Raw genomic sequence first — 22,424 nt, 5'->3', positions numbered from 1 at the left:
GCGGACGCCGGGGCGAGGAAAGCCATCCAGTCATTATAGCAGAGGGCGGATTTGCCCCTGTTCCACGTGGAACATGCGGTGGGGGCGCGCCTGCAGGGGCAGCGGGCATTCGGTGCCTGTGACCAGGACCTGCGCACGCACGGCAGCGAGGCGTTCGACGACGGCGGCCTGGTGCGCCAGATCCAGCTCCGACGCCAGATCGTCCAGGCAAACCACCGGCCATTCGCCTCGACACCCGGCGTGCAGTTCGGCTTGCGCCAGCAGACAGGAAAGTGCCGCAAGCTTTTCCTGGCCCCGCGAGAGGTGCTCGCGAAGGGGCGCCTGTTCGAACGCCAGAGACCAATCCGCCCGGTGCGCGCCCGCCGTCGTATGACCCCGGGCAAGGTCCCTGCCCCGCTGATCGGCCAACACACCGGCCAGGTCCGACTCCTCCGTCCAGCCCCTGCGGTAGCGCAAGGCGATGGGCCCGAGCTCGGGCAACAGCGAGCCGGCACTCGCGGCGAGGATCGGCAGGAGCCGGTCGAGGTAATCCCTGCGGTAGGCATCGATGGCGGAGGCCGTCTCGCCAAGCTCCCGTTCCCACGGGGCGTACAGCTCCTCCGGCCCGGGTGCGCCCGTCCGCAGCAATGCGTTGCGCTGTTTCAACGCCCGCTGGTAGCGGCGCCAGCTACCAAGGAAGCCGTGTTCCACGTGGAACACGCCCCAGTCGAGAAAGCGACGGCGCTCCTCGGCCCCGCCGGCGATCAGCGCGTGGGAACCCGGCTCGAAACAGACCACGGCGCACGCCTGCACCAGCACGCCCAGCGGCACGTCTGCACCGTCAAGCCGCGCCTCCCAGCGCGCACCTTCCCGGCCCAGCCCCAGGCGCCGACGGCTGTCGCCCAGGCCGCTCGCTTCCGCGAAGACCGTCAACGCAGTGCACCCTCGCTGCAACAGTGCTTCGCGCGCACCGCTCCGGAACGAGCGCCCGTGCGACAGCAAATAAGCCGCCTCCAGCACACTGGTCTTGCCGGCACCGTTGGGGCCGACGAACACATGGATGCCCTCGTCAAGCTCCACCGAAACGTCGGTGAGGCAACGCAGGCCCTGGATACGCAGCCGCTCGAACTTCATCCGCCAGCCCCCAACGAACAACGCCGGAGCGTCTCGCGACAGCTCCGGCGTTGCAGGGCGACATCACGTCGTCCAACCGTCATGCGTCACAGCCGCAACGGCATGATCACGTGGCGCGACTGGTCATTGTCGTCCTCCTGCACAAGGCAGCTGGACTGCGCGTCGCGCAGGTTCAGGCGCGCCCGCTCGCCCTTCAGCGCAGCCAGCGCATCGAGCAGGTAGCCGACATTGAAACCCACGGCGAGATCCGACACGGCGGTATCGGCCTCGACCTCCTCCACCGCCTCTTCCTGTTCCGGGTTGTGCGCCACGATGCGCAGCTTGCCCGGCGAGAGTTCGAGCTTCACGCCACGGTACTTTTCGTTCGACAGGATCGCGGCACGCTGCAACGCACCGCGCAGCACCTCGCGGTCGAGCGTCGCCCGCTTGTCGGCGCCCAGCGGAATCACCGCCTCGTAGTCCGGGAAGCGACCATCGATCAGCTTGGAGGTGAACACCACATCGCCTCGACGCACGCGCAGGTGATTGCGGCCGAACTCCAGTTCCACCTGGCCGTCACCGGTCTCGAACAGCCCGATCAACTCGTTCACGCCCTTGCGCGGGATGATGATCTGCCGGCGAGCAGCCACCTTGCTCTCCAGCTTAGTTTCCTTCAGCGCCAGGCGATGGCCGTCGGTAGCGACGCAGCGCAGGGTGTGCTCCTGCAGATCCAGCAGCATGCCGTTCAAGTAGTAGCGCACGTCCTGGTTGGCCATGGCGAACGCAGTGCGCTCCATCAGGTCGCGCAGCACTTCCTCCGGCAGGCTCACGCGTTCGACCAGCTCGATCTCGTCGATCGTCGGGAACTCGCTGGCCGGCAGCGTGGCCAGCGTGAAACGGCTGCGGCCCGCGTTGAGGGCGACGCGATCACCATTGAGCTTGAGATCGATCCGAACGCCGTCAGGCAGCGCACGCACGATGTCGAACAGCTTGCGCGCCGGGATCGTGATTTCGCCATCGCCCTGCTGGTCCGCCTGGGTGGTGGCGACCATCTCCACTTCCAGGTCCGTGCCGGTCAGCGACACGCGGCCGTCGCCAACGCGCACCAGCAGGTTGGCCAGAACCGGCAGGGTCTGTCGCCGTTCGACCACGCCCACGACCTGCTGCAGCGGCTTGAGCAAGGCTTCTCGTTGGATGCTGAATTGCATGTGTGGGCTTCCCCTAACTGCTGTTCTGTTTTTTTAAAAGAAGTACGGTGGTAGTTGTTGGCGCGGTGGATATCTCTTTTTCGCCAACTTCCCGTTGCAGATCAGTATCTTGCGTCAACTACGGCCTGTGTCCAACAGTACCGGCCGGCTGTGGGTCGATTGTGGATAAAGTCAGGCGCCGAGTCATCCACCTATTATCCACAGCTTGGACCCCTGCTTTTCAAGCGGTTAGCCCGTCAGCACACGGATCAACTGTTCCCAGTCCTGCCGCATGCGCGCGTCGGTCTCGCACAGCTTGCGGATGGTGCGGCAGGCGTGCAGCACCGTCGTGTGGTCGCGCCCGCCGAAGGCCTCGCCGATTTCCGGAAGGCTGTGCTCGGTCAGTTCCTTCGACAGCGCCATGGCGATCTGCCGCGGCCGCGCCAGCGAACGCACGCGTCGCTTCGACAGCAGATCCTGCAGCCGCACGTTGAAATACTCGGCGGTGATCTTCTGGATGTTGGGCACCGTCACCGCCTGCGCGTGGGTGGCCAGCAGGTCGCGCAGGGTTTCTTCGGCGAAATCGGTGGTGATCGGCTTGCCGTAGAAATTGGCCCGCGCCGCCAGCGTGTTGAGCGCCCCTTCCAGGTCGCGCACGTTGGAGCGGATGCGCTTGGCCAGCAGCATCGCCACGTTCTCGCTCACCGCCACGCCCTTGTCCTGCGCCTTCGACAGCAGGATCGCCGCGCGCGTCTCGAAGTCCGGCGGCTCGATCGCCACCGACAGGCCCCAGCCCAGGCGCGACTTCAGTCGCGGTTCCAGCTTGTCCACTTCCTTCGGGTAGCGGTCGCAGGTCAGGATGATCTGCTGCTTGGACTCGAACAGCGCATTGAAGGTGTGGAAGAACTCCTCCTGCGTGGTGTCCTTGCCGGCGAAGAACTGGATGTCGTCGATCAGCAGCGCGTCGACCGAGCGGAAGCGCTGCTTGAACTGGTCCATGTTCTTGGTGCGCAGCGCCTCGATCATCGCGCCGACGAACTGCTCCGAGCGCAGGTACATCACCTTGCAGCTGGCGTTGCGCTCGCGCATCAGGTTGCCGGCCGCGTGCATCAGGTGGGTCTTGCCCAGGCCGGTGCCGCCGTAGAGCAGCAGCGGGTTGTAGGCGCGGCCGGGGTTCATCGCCACCTGCATGGCCGCGGCCTTGCCCAGCTGGTTGGATTTGCCTTCGACGAAGGTCTCGAAGGTGTAGTGCGGGTCGAGGTTGTGTGGGAAGGCCGGCGCGGGCGCCACCGGTTCCGCCGCCGCGGCCTTCGGGGCGGCAGGCCGGACAGGTCGCGGCGCGCTGGAGCCGACCTCCAGCCGGACCGGGCAATCGCGGCCGGCCAGCTGCCCCAGCACGACCTCGATCCGTGGCAGGTACCGCTCGCGCACCGTATCGAGCGTGTACGGGTTGGGCGCGAACAGGTGCACGCCGGCGTCGTCCTCGCGCGCCTGCAGCGGCATGAGCCAGGTGTGCAGCTCTTCGGCGCTCAGCTCGCTTTCCAGACGCTCAAGGCAGCGCCGCCACAAATCACTCATGGATAGTTCTTGACCAACGATGGGGCGCCGAAGCGCAGGGTGGACCGGCAAGTCTACAGCCAACCCCCAGCATATCCCCAGCGATGTCCACAGGCCGCATCAGGGCGGGTTTGACAGCTCGTGCACGCTGGCTCCATAATTTCCAACCTTTTTGTCGACTTATCTTCTGGAGCTCAAGCCATGAAGCGGACTTTCCAGCCGAGCAAGCTCAAGCGCGCCCGCACCCACGGCTTCCGTGCCCGCATGGCGACCGCCGACGGCCGCAAGGTGATCAACGCCCGTCGCGCCAAGGGTCGCAAGCGCCTGATCCCGTAAGCGGCGCAGCAGTCGTGCCTGCCGCCGGCCTGCCGCGCGACGCGCGGGTCCGCCGCGCCGGCGACTTCGCCGCCCTGCGTCAAGCCAGCGGCCGCCTCGGCGGCCGCTGTTTTTCTGTGCGCTGGCGTCCGAACGGACTGGACCACGCCCGCCTGGGGCTGGCCGTGTCCAAACGCGTCTCCAAGCGCGCGGTCGACCGCAACCGGATCAAGCGCCTGGTGCGCGAATCGTTCCGCCGTGCCCGCCACGGATTGCCGCCGATCGACCTGGTCGTGATGGCGCGCGAAGCCGCCGCGGTCACGTCCGGCACCGCCCTGCTGGCCGAGCTCGACGCGCTCTGGCGCCGGCTGCCGCCGTTGAAGCCCACCGAAGGCACCGGCACAATCGCGTGTTGACCTCCCTTTTCTCCTGTCCCTCCGCGGCTCCTGCTCGCGGTGCCACCGGAATTGCCCCGCGATGAACCAGACGCGTACGTTTCTCCTGTTTGCCCTGCTGGCCGTGGCCTATCTGCTGTGGGTGGCCTGGGAGAAGGACTACGCACCGGCGCCGGCGCACAACGCCCCGGTCGCGGCGGCCAGCGCGAACGCGCCGGCGGACAACACCGTGCCGGGCGCCAGCGGCGCCGCGACGCCGGCGATCGCCAGCGGCGGCCCGGCAAGCACGGCCGCCGGGCAACTGATCACCATCAGCAACGACGTGCTGCGCCTGACCGTGGACACCCGCGGCGGCAGCGTGGTGCGCGCCGACCTGCTGGCCTACCCGGCCGAGCCGGTCACCCGCAAGCATCCCCGGCAACCGCCGGTGCGCCTGCTGGCCGATACGCAGGACAAGTATTTCGTCGCCCAGAGCGGCCTGGTCAGCGCCACCGGTCCGGCGCCCGATCACCGCGCACTGTTCCAGTCGGCGCAGACGCACTACGAGCTGGCCAACGGCCTGCCCGAGGTCAAGGTCGACCTGACCTGGCAGCAGGACGGCATCAAGGTCACCAAGACCTACACGCTCAAGCGCGGCCAGTACGTGGTCGGACTCGACCAGCGCATCGACAACACCGGTACCTCGCCCTGGCAGGGCAGCGCCTACGAGCAGCTGCAGCGCGCGCCGCGCCAGGAGCACACCAGCTGGCTGCAGAACATGACCGACCCGTCGGCCGCCAGCTTCTTCGGCGCCGGCTGGTACAGCCCGGAAGATCACTTCCAGTCGCTCAAGTTCGACAAGTTCCAGAAGGACCCGCTGCAACAGTCCTTCGCCGGCGGCTGGGTCGCCATGCTGCAGCACTACTTCTTCGCCGCGTGGATTCCGCCCGCGCAGCAGAAGGCCAGCTACAGCACGGACGTGGTCAACCCCGACAGCGACCATCCGACCTACCTGATCCGCGCCGTCAGCCCTGCGCTGACCGTGGCCCCGGGCCAGAGCCAGACCACCGGCGCGCGCCTGTACATCGGTCCGAAGCTGGTCGGCACGCTCGACTCGGTGGCGCCGGGTCTGGCGCTGGCGACCAACTACGGCGTGTTCACCGTGATCGCCCAGCCGATGCACGCACTGCTGTCGTGGCTGGAGAAGGTCAGCGGCAACTGGGGCGTGGCGATCATCCTGCTGGTGCTGATCATCAAGGGTCTGACCTGGAAGCTCACCGCCGCGCAGTACCGCTCCAGCGCGAAGATGCGCAAGCTGCAGCCGCGCGTGACCGCGCTCAAGGAGCGCTACGGCGACGACAAGCAGAAGATGCAGATGGCGATGATGGAGCTGTACAAGAAGGAGAAGGTCAACCCGATGACCGGCTGCCTTCCGGTGCTGATCACCATCCCGATCTTCTACGGCCTGTACGAGGTGCTGCGCGAGAGCGTGGAACTGCGCCAGGCGCCGTTCGTCGGCTGGATCCACGACCTGTCCGCGCCCGACCCGTTCTTCGTCCTGCCGGCGGTGTACACGCTGGTGATGCTCGGCCAGCAGTACCTGATGCCGGCCACCGGGATGGATCCGACCCAGGCGAAGATGATGAAGTTCATGCCGCTGATCTTCGCGGTGCTGTTCGCCTTCTTCCCCGCCGGCCTGTGTCTCTACTACGTGGTCAACGGCATGGTCAGCCTCGGCCAGCAGTGGTACATCACGCACAAGGTGGAGAGCGGCGAGGCGAAGGCGAAGGCCTGAGTCCGATTGCGGCGCAGGGTGGGCTTTAAACCACCATCCAATCCCAGCCTCCCGCGGGTTGCAGTGGGCTGAAACCCACCCTACGGTTTCCTCCATGGCCGACACCGACACCATCGCCGCGATCGCCAGCGCGCCCGGCGCCGCCGGTATCGGCGTGGTGCGTGTCTCGGGGTCGCGCGTGCCGGCCATCGCGCAGGCACTGCTCGGTCGTGCGCCGCAGCCACGCCATGCGCACCTGGCCTCTTTCCTTGACGACGGCGGCGCGCTGATCGACCGCGGCCTGCTGCTGCACTTTCCCGCGCCGCACTCCTACACCGGCGAACACGTGCTCGAACTGCAAGGCCATGGCAGCGCCGTGCTGCTGGACCTGCTTTTGAAGCGCGTGTGCGCGCTCGGCGCGCGGCTGGCGCGGCCGGGCGAGTTCACCGAGCGGGCCTTCCTCAACGGCAAGCTGGACCTCGCCCAGGCCGAGGCGGTGGCCGACCTCATCACCGCGCGCTCGGAAGCCGGCGCACGCGCCGCGTTGCGTTCGCTCGACGGGGTGTTCTCGCAGCGCGTGCACGCACTGCTCGACGCGATGATCGCGTTGCGCGTGCACGTGGAGGCCGCGATCGATTTTCCGGAAGAGGAAATCGACTTCCTGGCAGACCCCGCCATTGCGCATCAGCTCGACGCGCTGCGCACGCAGCTGGCCGGCTTGCTGGCCGAAACGCGCCGCGGGGTGCGCCTCACTGACGGCCTCAAGGTCGCCATCGTGGGCCGGCCCAACGCGGGCAAGTCCAGCCTCCTGAACGCACTGGCGCAAAGCGAGCGCGCAATCGTGACGCCGATCGCCGGCACCACCCGCGACGTGCTGCGCGAAACGGTGAGCCTGGATGGCGCGGTGCTGGAGCTCGCCGACACCGCCGGCTTGCGGGAGACGCACGACGAGGTGGAGCGCGAAGGTGTGCGTCGTGCCCGCGCGGAGCTGGCCCGCGCCGATCTCGTGCTGCTGGTCACCGACGCGGCGCACGCCGAGGCCGACCCCGGCCTGCTCGACGAACTGCCGACGCACGTCGCGCGGCTGGTCATCGTCAACAAGATCGACCTCGACGCACAGCCGCCGCGCGCGGAAACGCGCGCTGGCCTGCCTCACCTCTGGCTGTCGGCACGCACCGGCGAAGGGCTCGAGCTGCTGCGCACGGAACTGAGGACCCGCGCCGGCCTCGGCACCGGAGAAGGAGCCTTCAGCGCCCGCCGCCGCCATGTCGCCGCGCTGGAACGCGTGCAGGTCCATCTCGAGCACGCCGCCGCCGCGCTGGCCGCCACCCGTGCAGGGGAACTGGCCGCCGAAGACCTGCGCCAGGCCCAGCACGCGCTGGGCGAGATCACCGGCAGCTACAGCAGCGACGACCTGCTCGGCGCGATCTTCGGCAGCTTCTGCATCGGCAAGTAGCGCGCTCGGCACATGAATCGCAGGCAGCCCGGGCGGTGGCCTCGTGCAGTCTTTTCCCTTCGTTGCACCGGCCCCTGACGGTCGCGTTCCTAGAGTGGTCGGGCGCCGCACGACCACCCGTCGCGTCCCTTCATCCCCCGGAGGAGCCCATGACCATCAAGACCATGCAGGACCTTTTCATCCACGAGCTCTCGGACATCTACAGCGCCGAGAATCAACTGGCCAAGGCCTTGCCGCGCCTGTCGCGCGCAGCCGAGAACCAGGACCTGTCCAGGGCGTTCGACCAGCATCTGGAAGAGACGCGCGGGCAGATCGAGCGCATCGACAAGATCGTCGAGGACCTGGACATCCGGCTCAAGCGCATCAAGTGCCAGGGCATGGAAGGACTGGTCGACGAGGCGCGCGAGATCATCGAAACGGTACCGCAGGGCGCGCTGCGCGATGCCGCGTTGATCGCCGGCGCCCAGAAGGCCGAACACTACGAGATCGCCTCCTACGGCACGCTGTGCGTGCTGGCCAGGCAGATGGGCCACGAGGACGCGGCCAGGCAGCTCGATCAGACCTTGCAGGAAGAAAAAGCGACCGACCAGAAGCTCACCCAGCTGGCCGAGCAAGGCGGCGTCAACCAGCAGGCATCGCAGCAGGGTGGACAGAAGCACGCCCCGTCGTCCGAAGCGCGTCACTGAAGCAGGCTGCCTGTAGGAGCGCACCCTGTGCGCGACCGCGCGCCCAGATGCGGCGCGCGGGTCGCGTACAGGGTGCGCTCCTACGAGGACGAGGTGTTGCTATCGGCCGAGGAAGGCTTCCAATTCCTGCTTGCGAGGCATGCCCGGCTGCGCGCCCAGCCGCGTGACTGCCAGCGCGGCGGCCGCACAGGCCTTGCGCACCGCCTGCGGCAGTCCTTCGTGCAGGAACACCGCCAAGGCCGCATTGAAGGTGTCGCCGGCGCCGGTGCTGTCGACCACCGCGACGTCGAAGCTGGGCTGGTGCGCCGGCTCGCCCGCCTGCTCGCGATACCAGGCGCCCTCGCCGCCGCGGGTCAGCACCACCGGCCCGGGCGCGCGGCGCATCAGCGCGCGGAAATCCTCGGCCGGGTCGGCCCCCAGCAACACCGCCAGTTCATGCTGGTTGGGCGTGACGTAGCGGGCGAGGGCGAGCCATTCGGCTGGCAGCGGCCGCGCCGGCGCCGGGTTGAGGATGACCGGCACGCCCAAGCGCTGGCCCAGGCGCAGGGTCGCCTCGATGGCGTCCAGCGGGATCTCCATCTGCACCAGCACCACATCCGCGCGGCCGACGGCCCCGTGCGCAGCCTCCACGTGCGCCGGCGTGACGCAGGCATTGGCGGCCGGCACCACCACGATCTGGTTCTCGCCGCCGGCCACGGTGATCGAGGCGGTGCCGCTGGCCTGGTCGTCCAGCCGGTGCACGTGCGCCAGATCCACGCCTTCCTCGCGCAGGCCGGCGTGCAGCTGGTCACCGAAGGCGTCGCGACCGAGCGCACCGACCAACGCCACTTCGGCGCCGAGCCGCGCCGCCGCCACCGCCTGGTTGGCGCCCTTGCCGCCGGGTACCGTGATGAAGCCGTCGCCCAGCAGTGTTTCGCCCGGTTGCGGAAAGCGCGGCGCCTGCGTGACCAGGTCCATGTTGATGCTGCCGACGACGACGATGCGGCGGGTCATGCCGACTCCCTGGGAAACGATGCCTGAAGCATAGCGGCGGTGGCGCCGCCAAAGGCGCCCCTGCGCGCCCCGTCGGGCCTGCCGACGAGCGCTGAGCCGGATCGATCGAGCGTTGACGGCCGGCGCGATGCCGGCATGCGAGCATGCGCTCCATGCCTCCTCCCGCCCTGCCCACCCACGGATCGCGTACCGCCCTGCACCGTGCCGTGCGCCTGGTCGCCCTGCTCAACCTCGCCTACTTCGGCGTGGAGTTCGCAGTGGCGCTGTCGATCGGCTCGGTGTCGCTGTTCGCCGACAGCATCGACTTCCTCGAGGACGCTTCGGTCAACCTGCTGATCTTCCTGGCGCTGGACTGGTCACCGGCGGCGCGGGCGCGCGTGGGCATGGCCCTGGCGGCGATTTTGCTGGTGCCGGCGCTGGCGCTGCTGTGGGCGCTGTGGCGCAAGCTGCAGTTGCCGGTGCCGCCGGCGCCGCTGCCGCTGTCGGTCACGGGCCTGGGCGCGCTAGTGGTGAACCTGGCCTGCGCCTGGGTGCTGGCGCGCTTTCGCCATCATGCCGGTAGCCTCACTCGTGCCGCCTTCCTCTCGGCGCGCAACGATGCGTTCGCCAACGTGGCGATCGTGTTGGTCGGCGGCGTGACCGCATGGACCGGCTCGGTCTGGCCGGACGTGGCAGTGGGAGTCGGCATCGCGGCGATGAACGCGGATGCGGCACGCGAGGTATGGGAAGCGGCCCGCGGCGAGCATCGCCAGGCACAGGCTTAGGCAAGCCAGGGTGGGCTTCAGCCGAGCAGCGGTGTTGCCGGAAAGGCTGGTGGGTTGAGGCCCACCCTACGCCAGCGCCTCAGTGCGCGTGGCCGATGCCCGAATCGCCCTGCTCCAGCGGCGGCGGCGTGCCGGCCACGGCCAGCAGCGACTGCGCGTAACCGTCTTCCATGCTGATCGTGGACACCTCGTCCCAGGCGAAGAACGACGCCTCGCGCAGCCATTCGGCGTCGGGGCTGATCTCCTGCAGGGTGAAGCCGTCCTCTTCCACGCCGACCAGCCGGCCGATGTAGCAGACCTCGGCCTCGTCCTCGCTGTCCACGTGCACGCCGATCACCGGCGCCACGCGGCCGGCGGCCTGCACCACCTCGCGGATCGAGTCGAGCGGGAAGCCGCGCGGCGTGCGCGGCAGCAGCTGCTTGAGCTGCAGCGCCTTCTCCATGAACACGTGGTGCTTGTCCGGCGCCTCCAGCTCGGAGACGTCGCGGTGGCGCATCACGTACATCCCGTCGTAGGTGATGCCGTCGCCGACCACCCACAACAGGAAGAACTCGCGGCCGACGCCGCCCACGTAGCCGCAGAAGCTGCCGTGCTCGAGCTCGGCGCGCCACAGCCGGATCAGCTGCTGGTTCTGCTGCGCCTCGCGCAGCTGTGCACGCTGGCCGGTGGTTTTGAGTTCAATGACCTTGCCCATGACAGGAATTTTACCAGACGGGTCGCTGCGGCTTGTTTAGAGGATGTAACGGCTCAAGTCCTGGTCCTTCACGAGCGATCCCAGACTCTTGTTTACCTGTTCGGCGTCAATCAGGTATTTTTCGCCGGACTTGTCCGCCGCCTCGAACGAAATTTTCTCCAGCAGGCGCTCCATCACCGTATGAAGGCGGCGGGCCCCGATGTTCTCGGTGCGCTCGTTCACCTGGCAGGCGACCTCGGCCAGGCGGTCCACACCTTCGTCGGTGAACTCGATCGCCACGCCCTCGGTCGCGAGCAGGGCCACGTATTGCTTGGTGAGTGCGTTGTGCGGCTCGCGAAGGATGCGTTTGAAGTCCTCGATCGACAGCGCGGACAACTCCACGCGGATCGGCAGGCGCCCCTGCAGTTCGGGGATCAGGTCCGAAGGCTTGGACAGCGAGAACGCGCCCGAGGCGATGAACAGCATGTGGTCGGTCTTGATCGGGCCGTACTTGGTCGACACGGTCGAGCCTTCCACCAGCGGCAGCAGGTCGCGCTGCACGCCCTCGCGCGAGACGCCGGCGCCGCCCCACTCCGAGCGCTGCGCCACCTTGTCGATCTCGTCGATGAAGACGATGCCGTTCTGCTCGGCGGCCTCGACCGCCTGCGCGCGGATCTCCTCATCGTTGATCAGCTTGCCGGCCTCCTCCTCGAGCAGCAGCGGTCGGGCCGCCCGGATCGGCAGCTTGCGCGACTGCGTGCGCGCGCCGCCGAGGTTCTGGAACATCTGGCGCAACTGCTGGCCCATCTCCTCCATGCCTGGCGGCGACATGATTTCGACGCCCACGTTCATGGCGAAGTCGAGCTCGATCTCGCGGTCGTCCAGCGCACCCTCGCGCAGCTGCTTGCGCAGCTTCTGGCGGGTGTCGCTGTCGGTGGAGGACACGGTCAGGTCATGCGACCAGTCGCTGGCGGTCTGCCGGCGCGGCAGTAGTGCGTCGAGGATGCGGTCCTCGGCGCGGTCCTCGGCCTGCGAGCGCACGCGCTTGGTCGCCTGCTCGCGGGTGAGCTTGTAGGCGACGTCGGCCAGGTCGCGCACGATCGATTCGACGTCCTTGCCCACGTAGCCGACCTCGGTGAACTTGGTCGCCTCCACCTTCACGAACGGCGCGTTGGCCAGCGTGGCCAGGCGGCGCGCGATCTCGGTCTTGCCTACGCCGGTGGGGCCGATCATCAGGATGTTCTTCGGCGTGACCTCGTTGCGCATCTCGGGGTCGAGCTGCATCCGTCGCCAGCGGTTGCGCAGGGCGATGGCGACGGCGCGCTTGGCGTCGTTCTGGCCGACGATGAAGCGGTCGAGCTCGTTGACGATTTCACGGGGGGTGAGTTCGGACATGGGAATAGGGAATCGCAAATAGGAATGTGGGGGAGCAAGGCGTGCCGGGGCGGGAGCTTTTACGATTCCCTATTCGCCATTGACAATTTCCAGCTCCTCGATGGTCGTGCTGTGATTGGTATAGATGCAGATGTCGCCGGCGATCTTCAGCGCCTTCTCGACGATCTGGCGCGCGTCCATGCCGGTGTTTTCCAGCAGCGACAGCGCGGCGGCCTGCGCATAGGGACCGCCCGAACCGATCGCGATCAGGCCGTGCTCGGGCTCGAGCACGTCGCCGTTGCCCGAGATCAGCAGCGAGGCGTCCCTGTCGGCCACCGCGAGCATCGCCTCGAGCTTGCCGAAGCGGCGGTCGGTGCGCCATTCCTTGGCCATCTCGACCGCCGCGCGGACGAGGTTGTTGCCGTGCTTGTCGAGCTTCTGCTCGAACAGCTCGAACAGGGTGAACGCGTCCGCGGTGGCGCCGGCGAAACCGGCCAGCACGTCGCCCTTGCCGAGGCGGCGGATCTTGCGCGCGTTCGACTTCATCACGGTGTTGCCCAGGGTGACCTGCCCGTCGCCGCCCAGCACGACGCGCCCGCCGCGGCGGACCGAAAGGATGGTGGTGGCGTGGAACGATTCCATGTGGGCTCCGCGAAAGGCTTGAGCGGGCATACATGGGGTCGGGCGGTTGGCCTTCAACACGGGCCGTGGCGTCTGAGGCATCCCAAAGCGAAGACGCCGGTGCCCAGTACGTCGCGGGCGCCGGCCCCTCACCCCGGCCCTCCCCCGTAGGCGAGAGCGCGCAGAAGGCCTCAACCCTTGCGGCGCGCGCGCGGGTGTGCGGCGTCGTAGACCTTGGCCAGGTGCTGGAAATCCAGGTGCGTGTAGATCTGCGTCGTGGCGATGTCGGCGTGGCCGAGCAGTTCCTGCACGGCGCGCAGGTCGCCGGAGGATTCCAGCATGTGGCTGGCGAAGGTGTGGCGCAGCAGGTGCGGATGCACGCGCTTGGCGAACCCCTGCGCCAGCGCCAGCTGCTTCAGGCGCGCCTGCACCGTGCGCGGGCTGATCGGCACGCCCGCACGGCCGCGGAACACCGGCGCGGTCGGCGCCATGCCCTCGGCCTTGCCCAGCGCGCGCAGCGCGGCCACCGCGTGACTGCCGACCGGCACGATGCGGGTCTTGGCGCCCTTGCCGAGCACGCGTACCTCGCCCTCGTCCAGACTCAGGTCGCCCCAGCGCAGGCCGCACAGTTCCGACAGGCGCAGCCCGGAGGAATAGAACAGCTCGAGCATGGCGCGGTCGCGCAAGGCCAGCGCGCCGTCCCCGGGGTTTTCCACCAGCGCACCGGCTTCGTCCACGTCCAGCACCTGCGGCAGCTTGCGGTGGACCTTCGGGCCGCGCACGCCGGCGGCCGGATCATGCGCCAGCAGGCCCTCGCGGCTGAGCTGGCGGAACAGACTGCGGCAGGAAGAGAGCAGGCGCTGCAGGCTTTTCGGCGACAGGCCCGCGCGGTGTTGTGTGGCCACGAACGCGCGCATGCGGTGCGCGTCCAGCGCGGCGAACCCGCCGATGCCCTGCGTTTCCATCCAGCCGAGCAACTTGTCCAGGTCGCGTCGGTAGGCGGCGACCGTGTGCGCCGAGGCCTGGCGCTCGCCGGCGAGCCGCCCCAGCCAGGCCTCGACCTGCGCGCGCGGCGTACTGCTCAGGCGAGTTCCTGCGAGCGGGTCAGCGCGGCGCCGACCGTGGCGGCGAGCATCTTGAGGAACAGCGTGCCCATGCCCGGCTGGAAATGGTTCGGATCGGCGCTGCCCAGCGCCAGCAGGCCCAGCTCGCCCAGCGGCATCACCGCGGCCGAGTGCACCTCCGGCGCGTGGTCGCCGAACAGGCGGTACAGGCGTTCGGCCGACAGCCGCCCGACCAGTGGCTCGTGGTTGCCCTGGAACCCTGCGAACTCCGTCAGCGCCGCGCGACCGCCCGGCTCGACCACCAGCCACTCGGCCTGCGGCAGACCGTAGGCCTGCCCGAACAGCAGCAGCCGCACCTGTTCGATGCGGAAGTCGCTGGCCAGCCGGCTGATCACGCTGCGTGCCGCCAGCGCGGGGGTGGCCGCGCGCAGCATGGTCACGTTGAGGTCGTGCACCCGCTGCATCAGGCGCTCGTTTTCCGCCGCGATCGCGATCAGCTCGGCGAGCCGGCGTTCCAGTTCGGCGTTCTTCTCGCGCAACTGCTGCAACTGGTACATCGCCAGCGACGCCACCGGTCCCTCGCTGCGCGGCAGCGTCAGCTGCGCGGCGAGGTCCGGGTAGTCGGCCAGGAAGTGCGGATGGCGCTTGAGGTACGCGGCCACCGCAGTGGCGCCGGGAATCTCGTCGAGCAGGGTGTCGGGCATGGAACGACCTAGGGAACGTCAGGCGGCGAATCGGCCAGGTCCGAGTGTGCGACGCGCGCGCCCGCGCATCAATCGCCCACGCAGGTTTGGCCAGCTCATCCGCGCGCCGGATGGGCTTCAGCCCACCGCACGGTGCAGGAAGGGCGGACTCAAGCCCGCCCTACGAAGCGTCTGCCAGCCACTCGCCTTCGAAGGCGAACGCGGCCGGACCGGTCATCCACAGCGTTTGCGCCGGGCCCGGCCAGTCGATCTGCAGGCGCCCGCCAGGCAGGTCGACCTGCGCGCTTTCGTCCACCTGGCCGCGCAGGCGCAGTACCGCCATGGCGGCGCAGGCGCCGGTGCCGCAGGCCCGGGTCCAGCCGCTGCCCCGCTCGTGCACGCGCAGGCGCAGATGCCCGCGGCTGAGGATCTGCACGAACCCGGCATTGGCGCCTTCAGGAAAACGCGCATGCGCGGTGAGCTGCGGACCGAGGCGCTCGAGGACCGGGTCGGCCAGGTCCGCCACCGCCATCACCGCGTGCGGATTGCCCATCGAGACCGCGCCGATCTGCACCGCCCCGTCGGCAAGCGCGAGCGGGTAGGCGTCGGCCTGGCTGTCGGCGGTAAACGGAATGCGCGCCGGCTCGAACACCGGCTCGCCCATGTCGACGGTCACGCGGTGCGCATCGAGCACGCGCACGCTCACCGGCCCGGAGGGGCTTTCGATGCGCACGGGAGTGTCCAGGGCCAGCGCGCCGGCGCGATGCAGCCAGGCCGCCACGCAGCGCACGCCGTTGCCGCACTGGCCCGAAGGGTTGCCGTCGGCGTTCCAGATGCCGTAGTAGAACGCGCAGGACGGATCGCGCGGCGCTTCCACGCTGAGCAGCTGGTCGCAGCCGATCCCGGTGTGGCGGTCGGCCAGCGCGCGGATCTGCGCGGCCGGCAGGGCAAGCGGTGCCCGGCGCGCGTCGACGACGACGAAGTCGTTGCCGATGCCGTGCATCTTGGAAAAGCGCATGACCGTCAGTCGGGCAGCAACGCGCTCGTGGCTGGCGCCGGCGCGGTCGCGGCCGGCGCCACCATGCCGCCCGACGATCCCGGCGGCAGCACCAGCGGGCCCTTGTTGCCGCAACCGGCGAGCAGGCCCGCGGCCAGCAGCAGGGCGGTGCAGAGGATGAATCGGCGCATCGGTTTCCTCGACGAAGGCGGCGGCTATGATGCCCGCATCATAACGTCGCGGGTCGTCTTCGATGGATTGGGCCACGCTGTTGCAGCTGCCGAGTACCCTGCTGTGGATCCTCGCCGCGCTGGCGCTGCTGTTCGCGCTGGTGCAACTGGCCGCGCTCGGCCGCCGCCTGCGGGCGCGACGTCCGTTCGCGGCGATCCTGCGCACGCTGTTCCTGCTGGTGGGCCTGGGCCTGGCGGTGCTGCTGGCCGGTGCCGGGTGGAGCCTGCGCGGCTACCGCCTGCTCGGCGAGGAAGCCCCGGTGGTGAGCGTCGACGCACGCATCCTCTCGCCGCAGCGCTGGGCGCTCACGCTGACCTGGCCCGACGGCCAGCGTCGCGACGTGGCCCTGGCCGGCGACGCCTGGCGCATCGAGGCACTGGTATTGAAGTGGAAGCTGCCCGCCGTGCTCGCCGGCCTGCCGCCGCTGTATCGGCTGGACCGGCTTTCGGGCCGCTACGACGATCCGGCGGACGAGATGAGCGCGATGCGCACGGTGGTCGACTTCCGCGAGGCCGGCGACGGCGACCTGGTCACGCTCGCCCGCGCCCATCCGGACTGGTTGCCGATGGTCGACACCGTCTACGGCAGCGGCGCCTACCTGCCGCTGGTCGACGGCGGCCACTACACGGTAAGCCTGATGCGCACCGGTGCGCTGGTGGCGCGGCCGGACGACGAAACCGCGGACCGGATCGCGCATCCGCTCTGAGCGCCACGCTTCGGCTCCGGCCTGCGGCCTGCCCTCGGCCCGAACGGTCTGAAACCATTCGCCCGGATCGTTCGTTCCGGGCACAGGCGCGATGCGCGAAGGCGGGGGGATCGCCGCGACGAGCCTCAGCAACCGGCGAGGCCCTTCTCGTACCGCCAGGCGTCGGCGCCATCCTCGTAATAGCCGGCGTAGCGGCCGATGCGCCGATAGCCGGCGCGCTCGTACAGCGCCATCGCGGCGGTGTTGTCCATCCGCACCTCCAGCCGCATGCCGCGGCAACCGCGCGCCCGTGCGGCATCTTCGGCGGCGGCCAGCAGCGTCCCGCCGAGCCCGCGGCCGCGCGCGGCCGGGGCAGTGGCGATCGAGTACAGCCGCGCCAGCGTGCTGCCGGCACGGAAGAACACCAGCGCGCTACCCAGCAGGCCTTCATCCGGCGTGTCGGCCACGAGCACGGCGGCGCGTGGGCTGGCGAGGTGGCGACGGTACTGCGCCCGGCTCATGCGATCGCCACTGAAGGCGCAACGTTCGAGCGCGACCAGGGCGTCGAGGTCCGCCGGCGCGGCACGGCGCACGGGAATCGTCGGGGCGTGGGCTGGCGCATGCGTCATCGGCGCAGTCTACGCAGACGCAGGTCGACGTGGAGCAGATCCCGGCGGCCGCCGAACCGACCCGCGCTGCGACGCGCAGCTCGCTGAACGATACGCCGGTGGCGCCATTGCGCACGCTCGCGCCTATGCCAAACTTCGCCCCTTGCGCCCTGCCGCCTCGTTCCGCCACGCGACGGCTTTCCCTTTTGCGTGTAGCGAGGTGCCATGACCCGCCTGGTGATCGTCGTCGAGAAAGCCTCCGACTGGAGCGCCTACTACCCCTCCGTGGACGTCATGAGCGCAATGGACTACCTGCGCGAACCGGTCGGCGGCGACGACGAACGCACCCACGTGATCAACCTGTGCCGCAGCTACAAGTACCTGGGCACGGGCTACTACGTCTCGTTGCTGGCCGAGGCGCGCGGGCACAAGGTGCTGCCCTCGGTGCGCACCATCAACGACCTGCGCCGCCGTTCGCTGTACGGCCTGGACATCGACGATCTCAACAGCAAGCTCACCCATTTCCTGCCGGCCGGCGGGCGCGACACCACCGACTTCGGCATCCTGGTGTACTTCGGCGAGACCGCCTACCCGGCGTTGCAGGACCTGGCCCGGCAGCTGTTCGAAATGTTCCCCTGCCCGCTGTTGCGCATCGAGTTCGAGCGCGAGCGCGTGTGGCAGGTCGCCTCGATCAAGCCGGTCGGCCTGCACACGCTGGACGATGCGCAGGAAGACGCCTTCGCCGCGGAGCTGGACCGCTTTTCGCGCAAGCTCTGGCGCAAGCCACGCACGCGCAAGCTCTACCGCTACGACATCGCGATGCTAGTCGATCCGAACGAGGCGATGCCGCCGTCCAACAAGAAGGCGCTCAAGACGTTCATCGCGGCCGGCAAGGAGCTGGGCATCGAGGTCGACCCGATCGGCAAGATCGACTACCCGCGCCTGGCCGAATACGACGGCCTGTTCATCCGCGAAACCACAGCCAGCGACAACCACACCTACCGCTTCGCGCACCGCGCGGAAAAGGAAGGCATGGTGGTGATCGACGATCCGACGTCGATCCTGCGCTGCACGAACAAGATCTTCCTCAACGACCTGATGGTCTCGCGCAAGCTCGCGGTGCCGCGCACCGAGATCCTCTATCGCGACAACGCCAAGGCGTGGAAGGAGACCGCCGCCAAGCTCGGCTTCCCGCTGGTGCTGAAGATCCCCGACGGCTCGTTCTCGCGCGGCGTGGTGAAGGTCGAGAACGCCGAGGCGCTGGAGAAGGCCGCCGGCGAGCTGTTCTCGCACAGCGCGCTGCTGCTGGCGCAGGAGTTCGTCTATACCGAATTCGACTGGCGCATCGGGGTGCTCAACCGCGAGCCGCTGTACGCCTGCAAGTACTACATGTCGCGCGGGCACTGGCAGATCTACAACCACGGCGCCAAGGGCACCGCCAAGTCCGGCGGCTTCGAGACCGTGCCGGTGCGCGACGCGCCGGCCGAAGTGGTCAAGCTGGCGCTCAAGGCCACCCAGGCGGTGGGCGATGGCCTGTATGGCGTGGATCTGAAGCAGGTCGGCAGCAAGCCGGTGGTTATCGAGGTCAACGACAACCCGTCGATCGATGCCGGCGTGGAGGATGCCTACCTGGGCGTGGACCTCTACCGGCGCATCATGCAGGAGTTCCTGCGCCGCATGGAGCACAAGCGCCTGGGCATCGTCCGGTAGTTGCCGCCGGCGGCCGCCTCCAGGGGCGCGACTACAGGGTAGTCGCCGCCGGCCTGCGTTCGCCCAGCAGCAGAGCCGGCACCTGCGCCGGCGGCAACGGCGGCACGAACAGGAAACCCTGCCCGGTCTCGCAACCGGCCTCGCGCAGCCACGCCGCCTGCGCCTCGGTCTCGATGCCCTCGGCCACGGTGCTCAGGCGCAGCTTGCGCGCCAGCGCAATGATCGCCTCGGTGATGTCGCGGTCGGCCGGGTTGCGCTCCGCCCCCTGCACGAAACTCTGGTCCATCTTGATCGTCTGCGTGGGCAACTGGCGCAGGTGGCTGAGGCTGGAGAAGCCGGTGCCGAAGTCGTCGATCGCCATGCGGAAGCCGAGCGCCTCCAGCTGGCGCAACTGGCGCAGCGTGTGCTCGGCGTTCTTCATCGCCGCCGACTCGGTGATCTCGAACTCGATCAGGCTCGGGTGCAGGCCGAACTCGCGCAGGGTGCCGAGCAGGCCGGCGACGAATTGCCCGTCCTGGATCTCCTGCAGCGAGACGTTGATCGCCACCGGCACCAGCGGCAGCCCGCGCGCGCGCCACAGGGCGAGCTGGCGCGCCACCTGGCGCAGCACCACGCGGCCGAGCTGGGCGATCAGCCCGCTGCTCTCGGCCAGCGGCACGAAATGCTGCGGCAGCAGCAATCCGCGCTCGGCATGCGGCCAGCGCACCAGCGCTTCCAGTCCGACCACGCGTCGCGTGTCCAGTGCCACCTTCGGCTGGTAATGGACCACCAGCTCCTCGCGCTGCAGCGCCTCGCGCAGCTCGGCCGAGAGCAGCAGCCGGTCGCGCGCCTGCTCGCTCATGCGCGGCTGGTAGAAGCAGTAGCCGGCCTTGCCGTGCTCCTTGGCGCTGTACATCGCCAGGTCCGCATGGCGAAGCAGGCTGGCGGCATCGCCGCCGTCGCGCGGGAACATCGCCACGCCGATGCTGGGCGTGGCGCTCACGCTGTGCCCGGCGACGGTCACCGGGCGGCTGACCAGGCTCAGGATCTTCTGGCAGATCGCGCTCAGGTTCTGCTCGCTGCGGAAGCGCTCGAGCACCACCACGAACTCGTCGCCGCCGAAGCGCGCCACCGTATCGCGGCTGCGCACGCTGGCGCGCAGCGCGTCGGCGACCGAACGCAGGAACTCGTCGCCTACCTCGTGGCCGAGCGTGTCGTTGATCGACTTGAAGCCGTCCAGGTCGACGAACATCACCGCCACCTCGAAGCGCTCCTCGCTGGCCAGCGGCAGCAGGCGGTCGAGCAGGTCGAGCACGTTGGCACGGTTGGGCAGCGCGGTCAGTTCGTCGTGGTAGGCCAGCCAGCTCAGCGCATCGCGCGCCTGGCCGAGTTCGCGCGAGATCGCCTCGGTGTGCCGCTGCAGCTGCCGGTGCGTCAGGCTCACCCCCAGCGTCAGCAACAGCAACAAGCCCGATACCAGGCTGACGGCCAGGCCCAGGCCCAGCCCATGCAGCCCGGCGCGGGCCTGCAGGCTCACTGCGCCCGGCGCGAACCGCATCGCCGCCATGCCCAGATAGTGCACGCCGGTGGAGGTACCGCCCAGCAACAGCGCGGCCAGCACGCGCAGCCACCAGCGGCGGCGCCGGTCGCTGCGCCAGATGATGCTGTGCAGGGCGATCGCGGCCACCGAGCCGACCAGTGCAAGCACGACGGAAGCGACCGTCCATGGCACGCGCCAGGCGATCGCCGGCTGCATGTCGAGCGCGCCCACGCCCAGGTAGTGCATCGCGGTCATGCCCAGGCCCAGCACGCAACCGGCAAGCACCGCGCCGGTGCGGGTCGGGTGCCGGGCGAGCAGCCACAGCGTGGTGCCGGTGGCCAGCACCACCGGCACGGCCGACAACGCGGTCTGCCGGCTGTCGTAGCCGAGCGGGATCGGCACCTGCAGCGCCAGCATGCCGATGAAGTGCATGGCCCACACGCCCGAGCCCATCGCCAGCGCGCCGAACGCCGTCCACAGCACGGCGGCCGGCCCGCGCGAACGGGCGATACGGCCCACCACGCTGAACGCGACATAGGCATCCAGCGCGGCCAGCGCGAGCGAAAGCAACACCAGCCACGGGTTGTAACTGACCGCCATCATGCCCGGGTTGCCGGCCCCCTGCCGGACGCCAGCGCGTCGCGAAATCGATCGCGCGTTGTAGCACAACGGACCGGTCCGCAGCGGGCGCGCCCCTGCTCCTGGCTGAATGTTCAGCCGACGGGCAGGGCCAGTCCCAGCCGTCGCAGTCGCAGGCCGCCGAGTACGCACAGCGGCGCGAGCAGCAACCAGAACAGCGGCGCCCAGCCCAGCGCCTCGGTATGCGCCGGCACCGGCGTCAGCGCGAGCACGAAGGCGCCGAGCAACGCCCACAGACCGGCGCCGGCGGCCAGCTGGAAGGTAAAAGCCTGGGAACGGGTGACGGGCATGGCGCGAGACTCCGGAAGGACGGTGCAAGCCATGCTCCGGGGCGCCCATCTCAGCAGCTGCGACGGACCGCGCGCGTGCCTAGAATGCGCCCACCAACCGCCCACTGGACCGCCCATGCCGCACGGCATCGACCCTCCCGCACGCTACGCGGTGTTCGGCCACCCGATCAGCCACTCGCTGTCGCCGGCGATCCACCGGCTGTTCGGCCAGCAATGCGGCATCGCGCTCGAGTACACCGCGATCGACGCGGCGCCCGAAGCTTTTGCCGATGCGGTACGCCGGTTCCTGGCCCGCGGCCATGGCGCCAACATCACCCTGCCGCACAAGGCCGCGGCCTTCGCGCTGGCCGACGAGCGCACCGCGGCCGCCAGCCGCGCCGGCAGCGCCAACGTGCTGACCCGCCTGGCGGACGGGCGCCTGGCCGCGCACAACACCGACGGCGCCGGGCTGGTGCGCGACCTCACCGGTCGCCAGCAGTGCGCGCTGCACGGCCGCCGCGTGCTGCTGCTCGGCGCCGGCGGCGCGGCGCGGGGCGTGGCATGGGAGCTGCTCGACGCGGGCGTGGAAGAGTTGACCATCGTCAACCGCACCGCCGATACGGCCGCCGCGCTCGCCGGCGCACTGGGCGTGACCAGGGCACGCGCGCGTTACTGGCAGGACCTGGCCGAACTGGGCAGCTTCGACCTGATCGTGCACGCCACCTCGGCCGGCGTGCTCGGCCAGCCACTGGCGCTGCCACCCGGCCTGGCCAATCCGCAGACGGTCGGTTACGACCTGTCCTATGGGCGCGGCGCGCAGAGCTTCCTCGAGTGGGCCAGGAGCGCCGGCGCCAGGGCCGCCTGCGACGGATTGGGCATGCTGGTGGAGCAGGCTGCCGACGCCTTCGCGTTGTGGCACGGCTGCCGGCCCGAAACCGACGCGGTGTACGCCGAACTGCGCGCAACGCTCGCCTGAGATCCCCGGGCCGCAAGCACGACAGGGCCTCGTGCAGGAGCGTCCCGGGGCGCGGGCGGGATACCACCTGCTGCTTCGCACGGGCAGATGCCGGTCGCGTTCATGCGCATGCCAGCATGCGCAGACAGCGGCCGGTGACGCGCCGACCGGCCGCGCGAGTCACGCCACTGCAACCAG

23 protein-coding genes are annotated in these 22,424 nt (G+C 69.4%); 9 read left to right on the top strand and 14 right to left on the bottom strand.

Annotation, left to right across the window (positions count from 1 at the left end):
• Positions 1 to 33: 33 nt before the first annotated feature.
• The 3 genes from recF to dnaA form a co-directional block, all read right to left on the bottom strand.
• On the bottom strand, positions 34 to 1,113 hold the full coding sequence (gene recF, locus ACFWZU_RS08605; protein WP_439701093.1) for a DNA replication/repair protein RecF: 1,080 nt from the start codon (positions 1,111 to 1,113) through the stop codon (positions 34 to 36).
• Positions 1,114 to 1,199: 86 nt separating this feature from the next.
• Positions 1,200 to 2,300 (bottom strand): DNA polymerase III subunit beta, encoded by a 1,101-nt coding sequence (gene dnaN / locus ACFWZU_RS08600; RefSeq protein WP_439701092.1) that lies wholly within the window; start codon positions 2,298 to 2,300, stop codon positions 1,200 to 1,202.
• A gap of 228 nt (positions 2,301 to 2,528) precedes the next feature.
• A complete protein-coding gene (gene dnaA / locus ACFWZU_RS08595) occupies positions 2,529 to 3,857 on the bottom strand; it encodes a chromosomal replication initiator protein DnaA (protein ID WP_439701091.1) in 1,329 nt (442 codons plus the stop codon).
• Between the two features lie 180 nt (positions 3,858 to 4,037).
• Here dnaA and rpmH point away from each other — a divergent pair, with 180 nt between their 5' ends.
• From rpmH to ACFWZU_RS08570, 5 genes are all read left to right on the top strand, one after another.
• Complete coding sequence (gene rpmH / locus ACFWZU_RS08590) at positions 4,038 to 4,172, top strand: 50S ribosomal protein L34 (RefSeq protein WP_007809828.1); 135 nt, start codon at positions 4,038 to 4,040, stop codon at positions 4,170 to 4,172.
• Between the two features lie 14 nt (positions 4,173 to 4,186).
• Positions 4,187 to 4,567, top strand: a complete 381-nt coding sequence (gene rnpA, locus ACFWZU_RS08585; RefSeq protein WP_209620677.1) for a ribonuclease P protein component — start codon at positions 4,187 to 4,189, stop codon at positions 4,565 to 4,567.
• A 61-nt stretch (positions 4,568 to 4,628) separates the two neighbouring features.
• Positions 4,629 to 6,320 carry a membrane protein insertase YidC gene (gene yidC / locus ACFWZU_RS08580; protein ID WP_439701090.1) on the top strand — a complete coding sequence of 564 codons (1,692 nt, stop codon included), beginning with the start codon at positions 4,629 to 4,631 and terminating at the stop codon, positions 6,318 to 6,320.
• 94 nt (positions 6,321 to 6,414) lie between these two features.
• Positions 6,415 to 7,755 (top strand): tRNA uridine-5-carboxymethylaminomethyl(34) synthesis GTPase MnmE, encoded by a 1,341-nt coding sequence (gene mnmE / locus ACFWZU_RS08575; protein ID WP_439701089.1) that lies wholly within the window; start codon positions 6,415 to 6,417, stop codon positions 7,753 to 7,755.
• Positions 7,756 to 7,904: 149 nt separating this feature from the next.
• Entirely contained in the window at positions 7,905 to 8,441 is a 537-nt protein-coding gene (locus tag ACFWZU_RS08570) for a YciE/YciF ferroxidase family protein (RefSeq protein WP_439701088.1), read from the top strand.
• 99 nt (positions 8,442 to 8,540) lie between these two features.
• Here ACFWZU_RS08570 and rbsK read toward each other — a convergent pair whose 3' ends face one another.
• A complete protein-coding gene (gene rbsK, locus ACFWZU_RS08565) occupies positions 8,541 to 9,434 on the bottom strand; it encodes a ribokinase (protein WP_439701087.1) in 894 nt (297 codons plus the stop codon).
• A 152-nt stretch (positions 9,435 to 9,586) separates the two neighbouring features.
• On the opposite strand from rbsK, the gene ACFWZU_RS08560 reads away from it, so the two are divergent.
• Positions 9,587 to 10,198: a cation transporter gene (locus ACFWZU_RS08560; RefSeq protein WP_439701086.1), complete on the top strand. Its 612-nt coding sequence runs from the start codon at positions 9,587 to 9,589 to the stop codon at positions 10,196 to 10,198.
• A gap of 79 nt (positions 10,199 to 10,277) precedes the next feature.
• Here ACFWZU_RS08560 and ACFWZU_RS08555 read toward each other — a convergent pair whose 3' ends face one another.
• The 7 genes from ACFWZU_RS08555 to lptM all read right to left on the bottom strand — a co-directional run bounded on the left by ACFWZU_RS08555 (position 10,278) and on the right by lptM (position 15,801).
• On the bottom strand, positions 10,278 to 10,892 hold the full coding sequence (locus ACFWZU_RS08555) for a hypothetical protein (RefSeq protein ID WP_439701085.1): 615 nt from the start codon (positions 10,890 to 10,892) through the stop codon (positions 10,278 to 10,280).
• Positions 10,893 to 10,928: 36 nt separating this feature from the next.
• A complete protein-coding gene (hslU, locus tag ACFWZU_RS08550) occupies positions 10,929 to 12,266 on the bottom strand; it encodes an ATP-dependent protease ATPase subunit HslU (protein WP_439701084.1) in 1,338 nt (445 codons plus the stop codon).
• Between the two features lie 69 nt (positions 12,267 to 12,335).
• Positions 12,336 to 12,887, bottom strand: coding sequence for an ATP-dependent protease subunit HslV (gene hslV / locus ACFWZU_RS08545; RefSeq protein WP_439701083.1), 552 nt, complete (start codon positions 12,885 to 12,887; stop codon positions 12,336 to 12,338).
• A gap of 170 nt (positions 12,888 to 13,057) precedes the next feature.
• A complete protein-coding gene (gene xerC / locus ACFWZU_RS08540) occupies positions 13,058 to 13,951 on the bottom strand; it encodes a tyrosine recombinase XerC (RefSeq protein WP_439701177.1) in 894 nt (297 codons plus the stop codon).
• On the bottom strand, positions 13,948 to 14,634 hold the full coding sequence (locus tag ACFWZU_RS08535; protein ID WP_439701082.1) for a DUF484 family protein: 687 nt from the start codon (positions 14,632 to 14,634) through the stop codon (positions 13,948 to 13,950). Before ACFWZU_RS08535 ends, xerC begins: the two co-directional genes overlap by 4 nt.
• 160 nt (positions 14,635 to 14,794) lie before the next feature.
• On the bottom strand, positions 14,795 to 15,631 hold the full coding sequence (dapF, locus tag ACFWZU_RS08530; RefSeq protein ID WP_439701081.1) for a diaminopimelate epimerase: 837 nt from the start codon (positions 15,629 to 15,631) through the stop codon (positions 14,795 to 14,797).
• A 5-nt stretch (positions 15,632 to 15,636) separates the two neighbouring features.
• Positions 15,637 to 15,801, bottom strand: coding sequence for an LPS translocon maturation chaperone LptM (lptM, locus tag ACFWZU_RS08525; protein WP_439701080.1), 165 nt, complete (start codon positions 15,799 to 15,801; stop codon positions 15,637 to 15,639).
• Between the two features lie 62 nt (positions 15,802 to 15,863).
• Between lptM and ACFWZU_RS08520 the strand changes: the two genes are divergently transcribed.
• The gene (locus ACFWZU_RS08520; RefSeq protein ID WP_439701079.1) at positions 15,864 to 16,547 is read left to right on the top strand and encodes a hypothetical protein; all 684 of its coding nucleotides are present in this window, start codon (positions 15,864 to 15,866) and stop codon (positions 16,545 to 16,547) included.
• Between the two features lie 125 nt (positions 16,548 to 16,672).
• Here ACFWZU_RS08520 and ACFWZU_RS08515 read toward each other — a convergent pair whose 3' ends face one another.
• The gene (locus ACFWZU_RS08515) at positions 16,673 to 17,155 is read right to left on the bottom strand and encodes a GNAT family N-acetyltransferase (protein ID WP_439701078.1); all 483 of its coding nucleotides are present in this window, start codon (positions 17,153 to 17,155) and stop codon (positions 16,673 to 16,675) included.
• Between the two features lie 204 nt (positions 17,156 to 17,359).
• On the opposite strand from ACFWZU_RS08515, the gene ACFWZU_RS08510 reads away from it, so the two are divergent.
• Positions 17,360 to 18,844: a RimK family protein gene (locus ACFWZU_RS08510; RefSeq protein WP_439701077.1), complete on the top strand. Its 1,485-nt coding sequence runs from the start codon at positions 17,360 to 17,362 to the stop codon at positions 18,842 to 18,844.
• 31 nt (positions 18,845 to 18,875) lie between these two features.
• Here the strand turns inward: ACFWZU_RS08510 and ACFWZU_RS08505 are convergent, their stop codons facing one another.
• Complete coding sequence (locus tag ACFWZU_RS08505; protein WP_439701076.1) at positions 18,876 to 20,966, bottom strand: putative bifunctional diguanylate cyclase/phosphodiesterase; 2,091 nt, start codon at positions 20,964 to 20,966, stop codon at positions 18,876 to 18,878.
• 110 nt (positions 20,967 to 21,076) lie between these two features.
• Entirely contained in the window at positions 21,077 to 21,292 is a 216-nt protein-coding gene (locus tag ACFWZU_RS08500) for a hypothetical protein (RefSeq protein ID WP_439701075.1), read from the bottom strand.
• Between the two features lie 115 nt (positions 21,293 to 21,407).
• Between ACFWZU_RS08500 and aroE the strand changes: the two genes are divergently transcribed.
• Positions 21,408 to 22,247 carry a shikimate dehydrogenase gene (gene aroE, locus ACFWZU_RS08495; protein ID WP_439701074.1) on the top strand — a complete coding sequence of 280 codons (840 nt, stop codon included), beginning with the start codon at positions 21,408 to 21,410 and terminating at the stop codon, positions 22,245 to 22,247.
• The last annotated feature ends 177 nt before the right edge of the window (positions 22,248 to 22,424 follow it).

The sequence above is a fragment of the Frateuria sp. GZRR33 genome (genome assembly GCF_051900425.1).
Lineage (GTDB): Bacteria > Pseudomonadota > Gammaproteobacteria > Xanthomonadales > Rhodanobacteraceae > Frateuria_A.
The sequence above is the reverse complement of the archived record's forward strand: the minus strand, read 5'-3'. Positions and strand labels throughout refer to the sequence as shown.

Excerpts from the sequence above, each read along its gene's own strand:
- recF (WP_439701093.1), bottom strand. The coding sequence starts at position 1,113 with ATGAAGTTCGAGCGGCTGCGTATCCAGGGCCTGCGTTGCCTCACCGAC.
- dnaN (WP_439701092.1), bottom strand. The coding sequence starts at position 2,300 with ATGCAATTCAGCATCCAACGAGAAGCCTTGCTCAAGCCGCTGCAGCAG.
- dnaA (WP_439701091.1), bottom strand. The coding sequence starts at position 3,857 with ATGAGTGATTTGTGGCGGCGCTGCCTTGAGCGTCTGGAAAGCGAGCTG.
- rpmH (WP_007809828.1), top strand. The coding sequence starts at position 4,038 with ATGAAGCGGACTTTCCAGCCGAGCAAGCTCAAGCGCGCCCGCACCCAC.
- yidC (WP_439701090.1), top strand. The coding sequence starts at position 4,629 with ATGAACCAGACGCGTACGTTTCTCCTGTTTGCCCTGCTGGCCGTGGCC.
- mnmE (WP_439701089.1), top strand. The coding sequence starts at position 6,415 with ATGGCCGACACCGACACCATCGCCGCGATCGCCAGCGCGCCCGGCGCC.
- ACFWZU_RS08570 (WP_439701088.1), top strand. The coding sequence starts at position 7,905 with ATGACCATCAAGACCATGCAGGACCTTTTCATCCACGAGCTCTCGGAC.
- rbsK (WP_439701087.1), bottom strand. The coding sequence starts at position 9,434 with ATGACCCGCCGCATCGTCGTCGTCGGCAGCATCAACATGGACCTGGTC.
- ACFWZU_RS08560 (WP_439701086.1), top strand. The coding sequence starts at position 9,587 with ATGCCTCCTCCCGCCCTGCCCACCCACGGATCGCGTACCGCCCTGCAC.
- ACFWZU_RS08555 (WP_439701085.1), bottom strand. The coding sequence starts at position 10,892 with ATGGGCAAGGTCATTGAACTCAAAACCACCGGCCAGCGTGCACAGCTG.
- hslU (WP_439701084.1), bottom strand. The coding sequence starts at position 12,266 with ATGTCCGAACTCACCCCCCGTGAAATCGTCAACGAGCTCGACCGCTTC.
- hslV (WP_439701083.1), bottom strand. The coding sequence starts at position 12,887 with ATGGAATCGTTCCACGCCACCACCATCCTTTCGGTCCGCCGCGGCGGG.
- ACFWZU_RS08535 (WP_439701082.1), bottom strand. The coding sequence starts at position 14,634 with ATGCCCGACACCCTGCTCGACGAGATTCCCGGCGCCACTGCGGTGGCC.
- dapF (WP_439701081.1), bottom strand. The coding sequence starts at position 15,631 with ATGCGCTTTTCCAAGATGCACGGCATCGGCAACGACTTCGTCGTCGTC.
- lptM (WP_439701080.1), bottom strand. The coding sequence starts at position 15,801 with ATGCGCCGATTCATCCTCTGCACCGCCCTGCTGCTGGCCGCGGGCCTG.
- ACFWZU_RS08520 (WP_439701079.1), top strand. The coding sequence starts at position 15,864 with ATGGATTGGGCCACGCTGTTGCAGCTGCCGAGTACCCTGCTGTGGATC.
- ACFWZU_RS08515 (WP_439701078.1), bottom strand. The coding sequence starts at position 17,155 with ATGACGCATGCGCCAGCCCACGCCCCGACGATTCCCGTGCGCCGTGCC.
- ACFWZU_RS08510 (WP_439701077.1), top strand. The coding sequence starts at position 17,360 with ATGACCCGCCTGGTGATCGTCGTCGAGAAAGCCTCCGACTGGAGCGCC.
- ACFWZU_RS08505 (WP_439701076.1), bottom strand. The coding sequence starts at position 20,966 with ATGATGGCGGTCAGTTACAACCCGTGGCTGGTGTTGCTTTCGCTCGCG.
- ACFWZU_RS08500 (WP_439701075.1), bottom strand. The coding sequence starts at position 21,292 with ATGCCCGTCACCCGTTCCCAGGCTTTTACCTTCCAGCTGGCCGCCGGC.
- aroE (WP_439701074.1), top strand. The coding sequence starts at position 21,408 with ATGCCGCACGGCATCGACCCTCCCGCACGCTACGCGGTGTTCGGCCAC.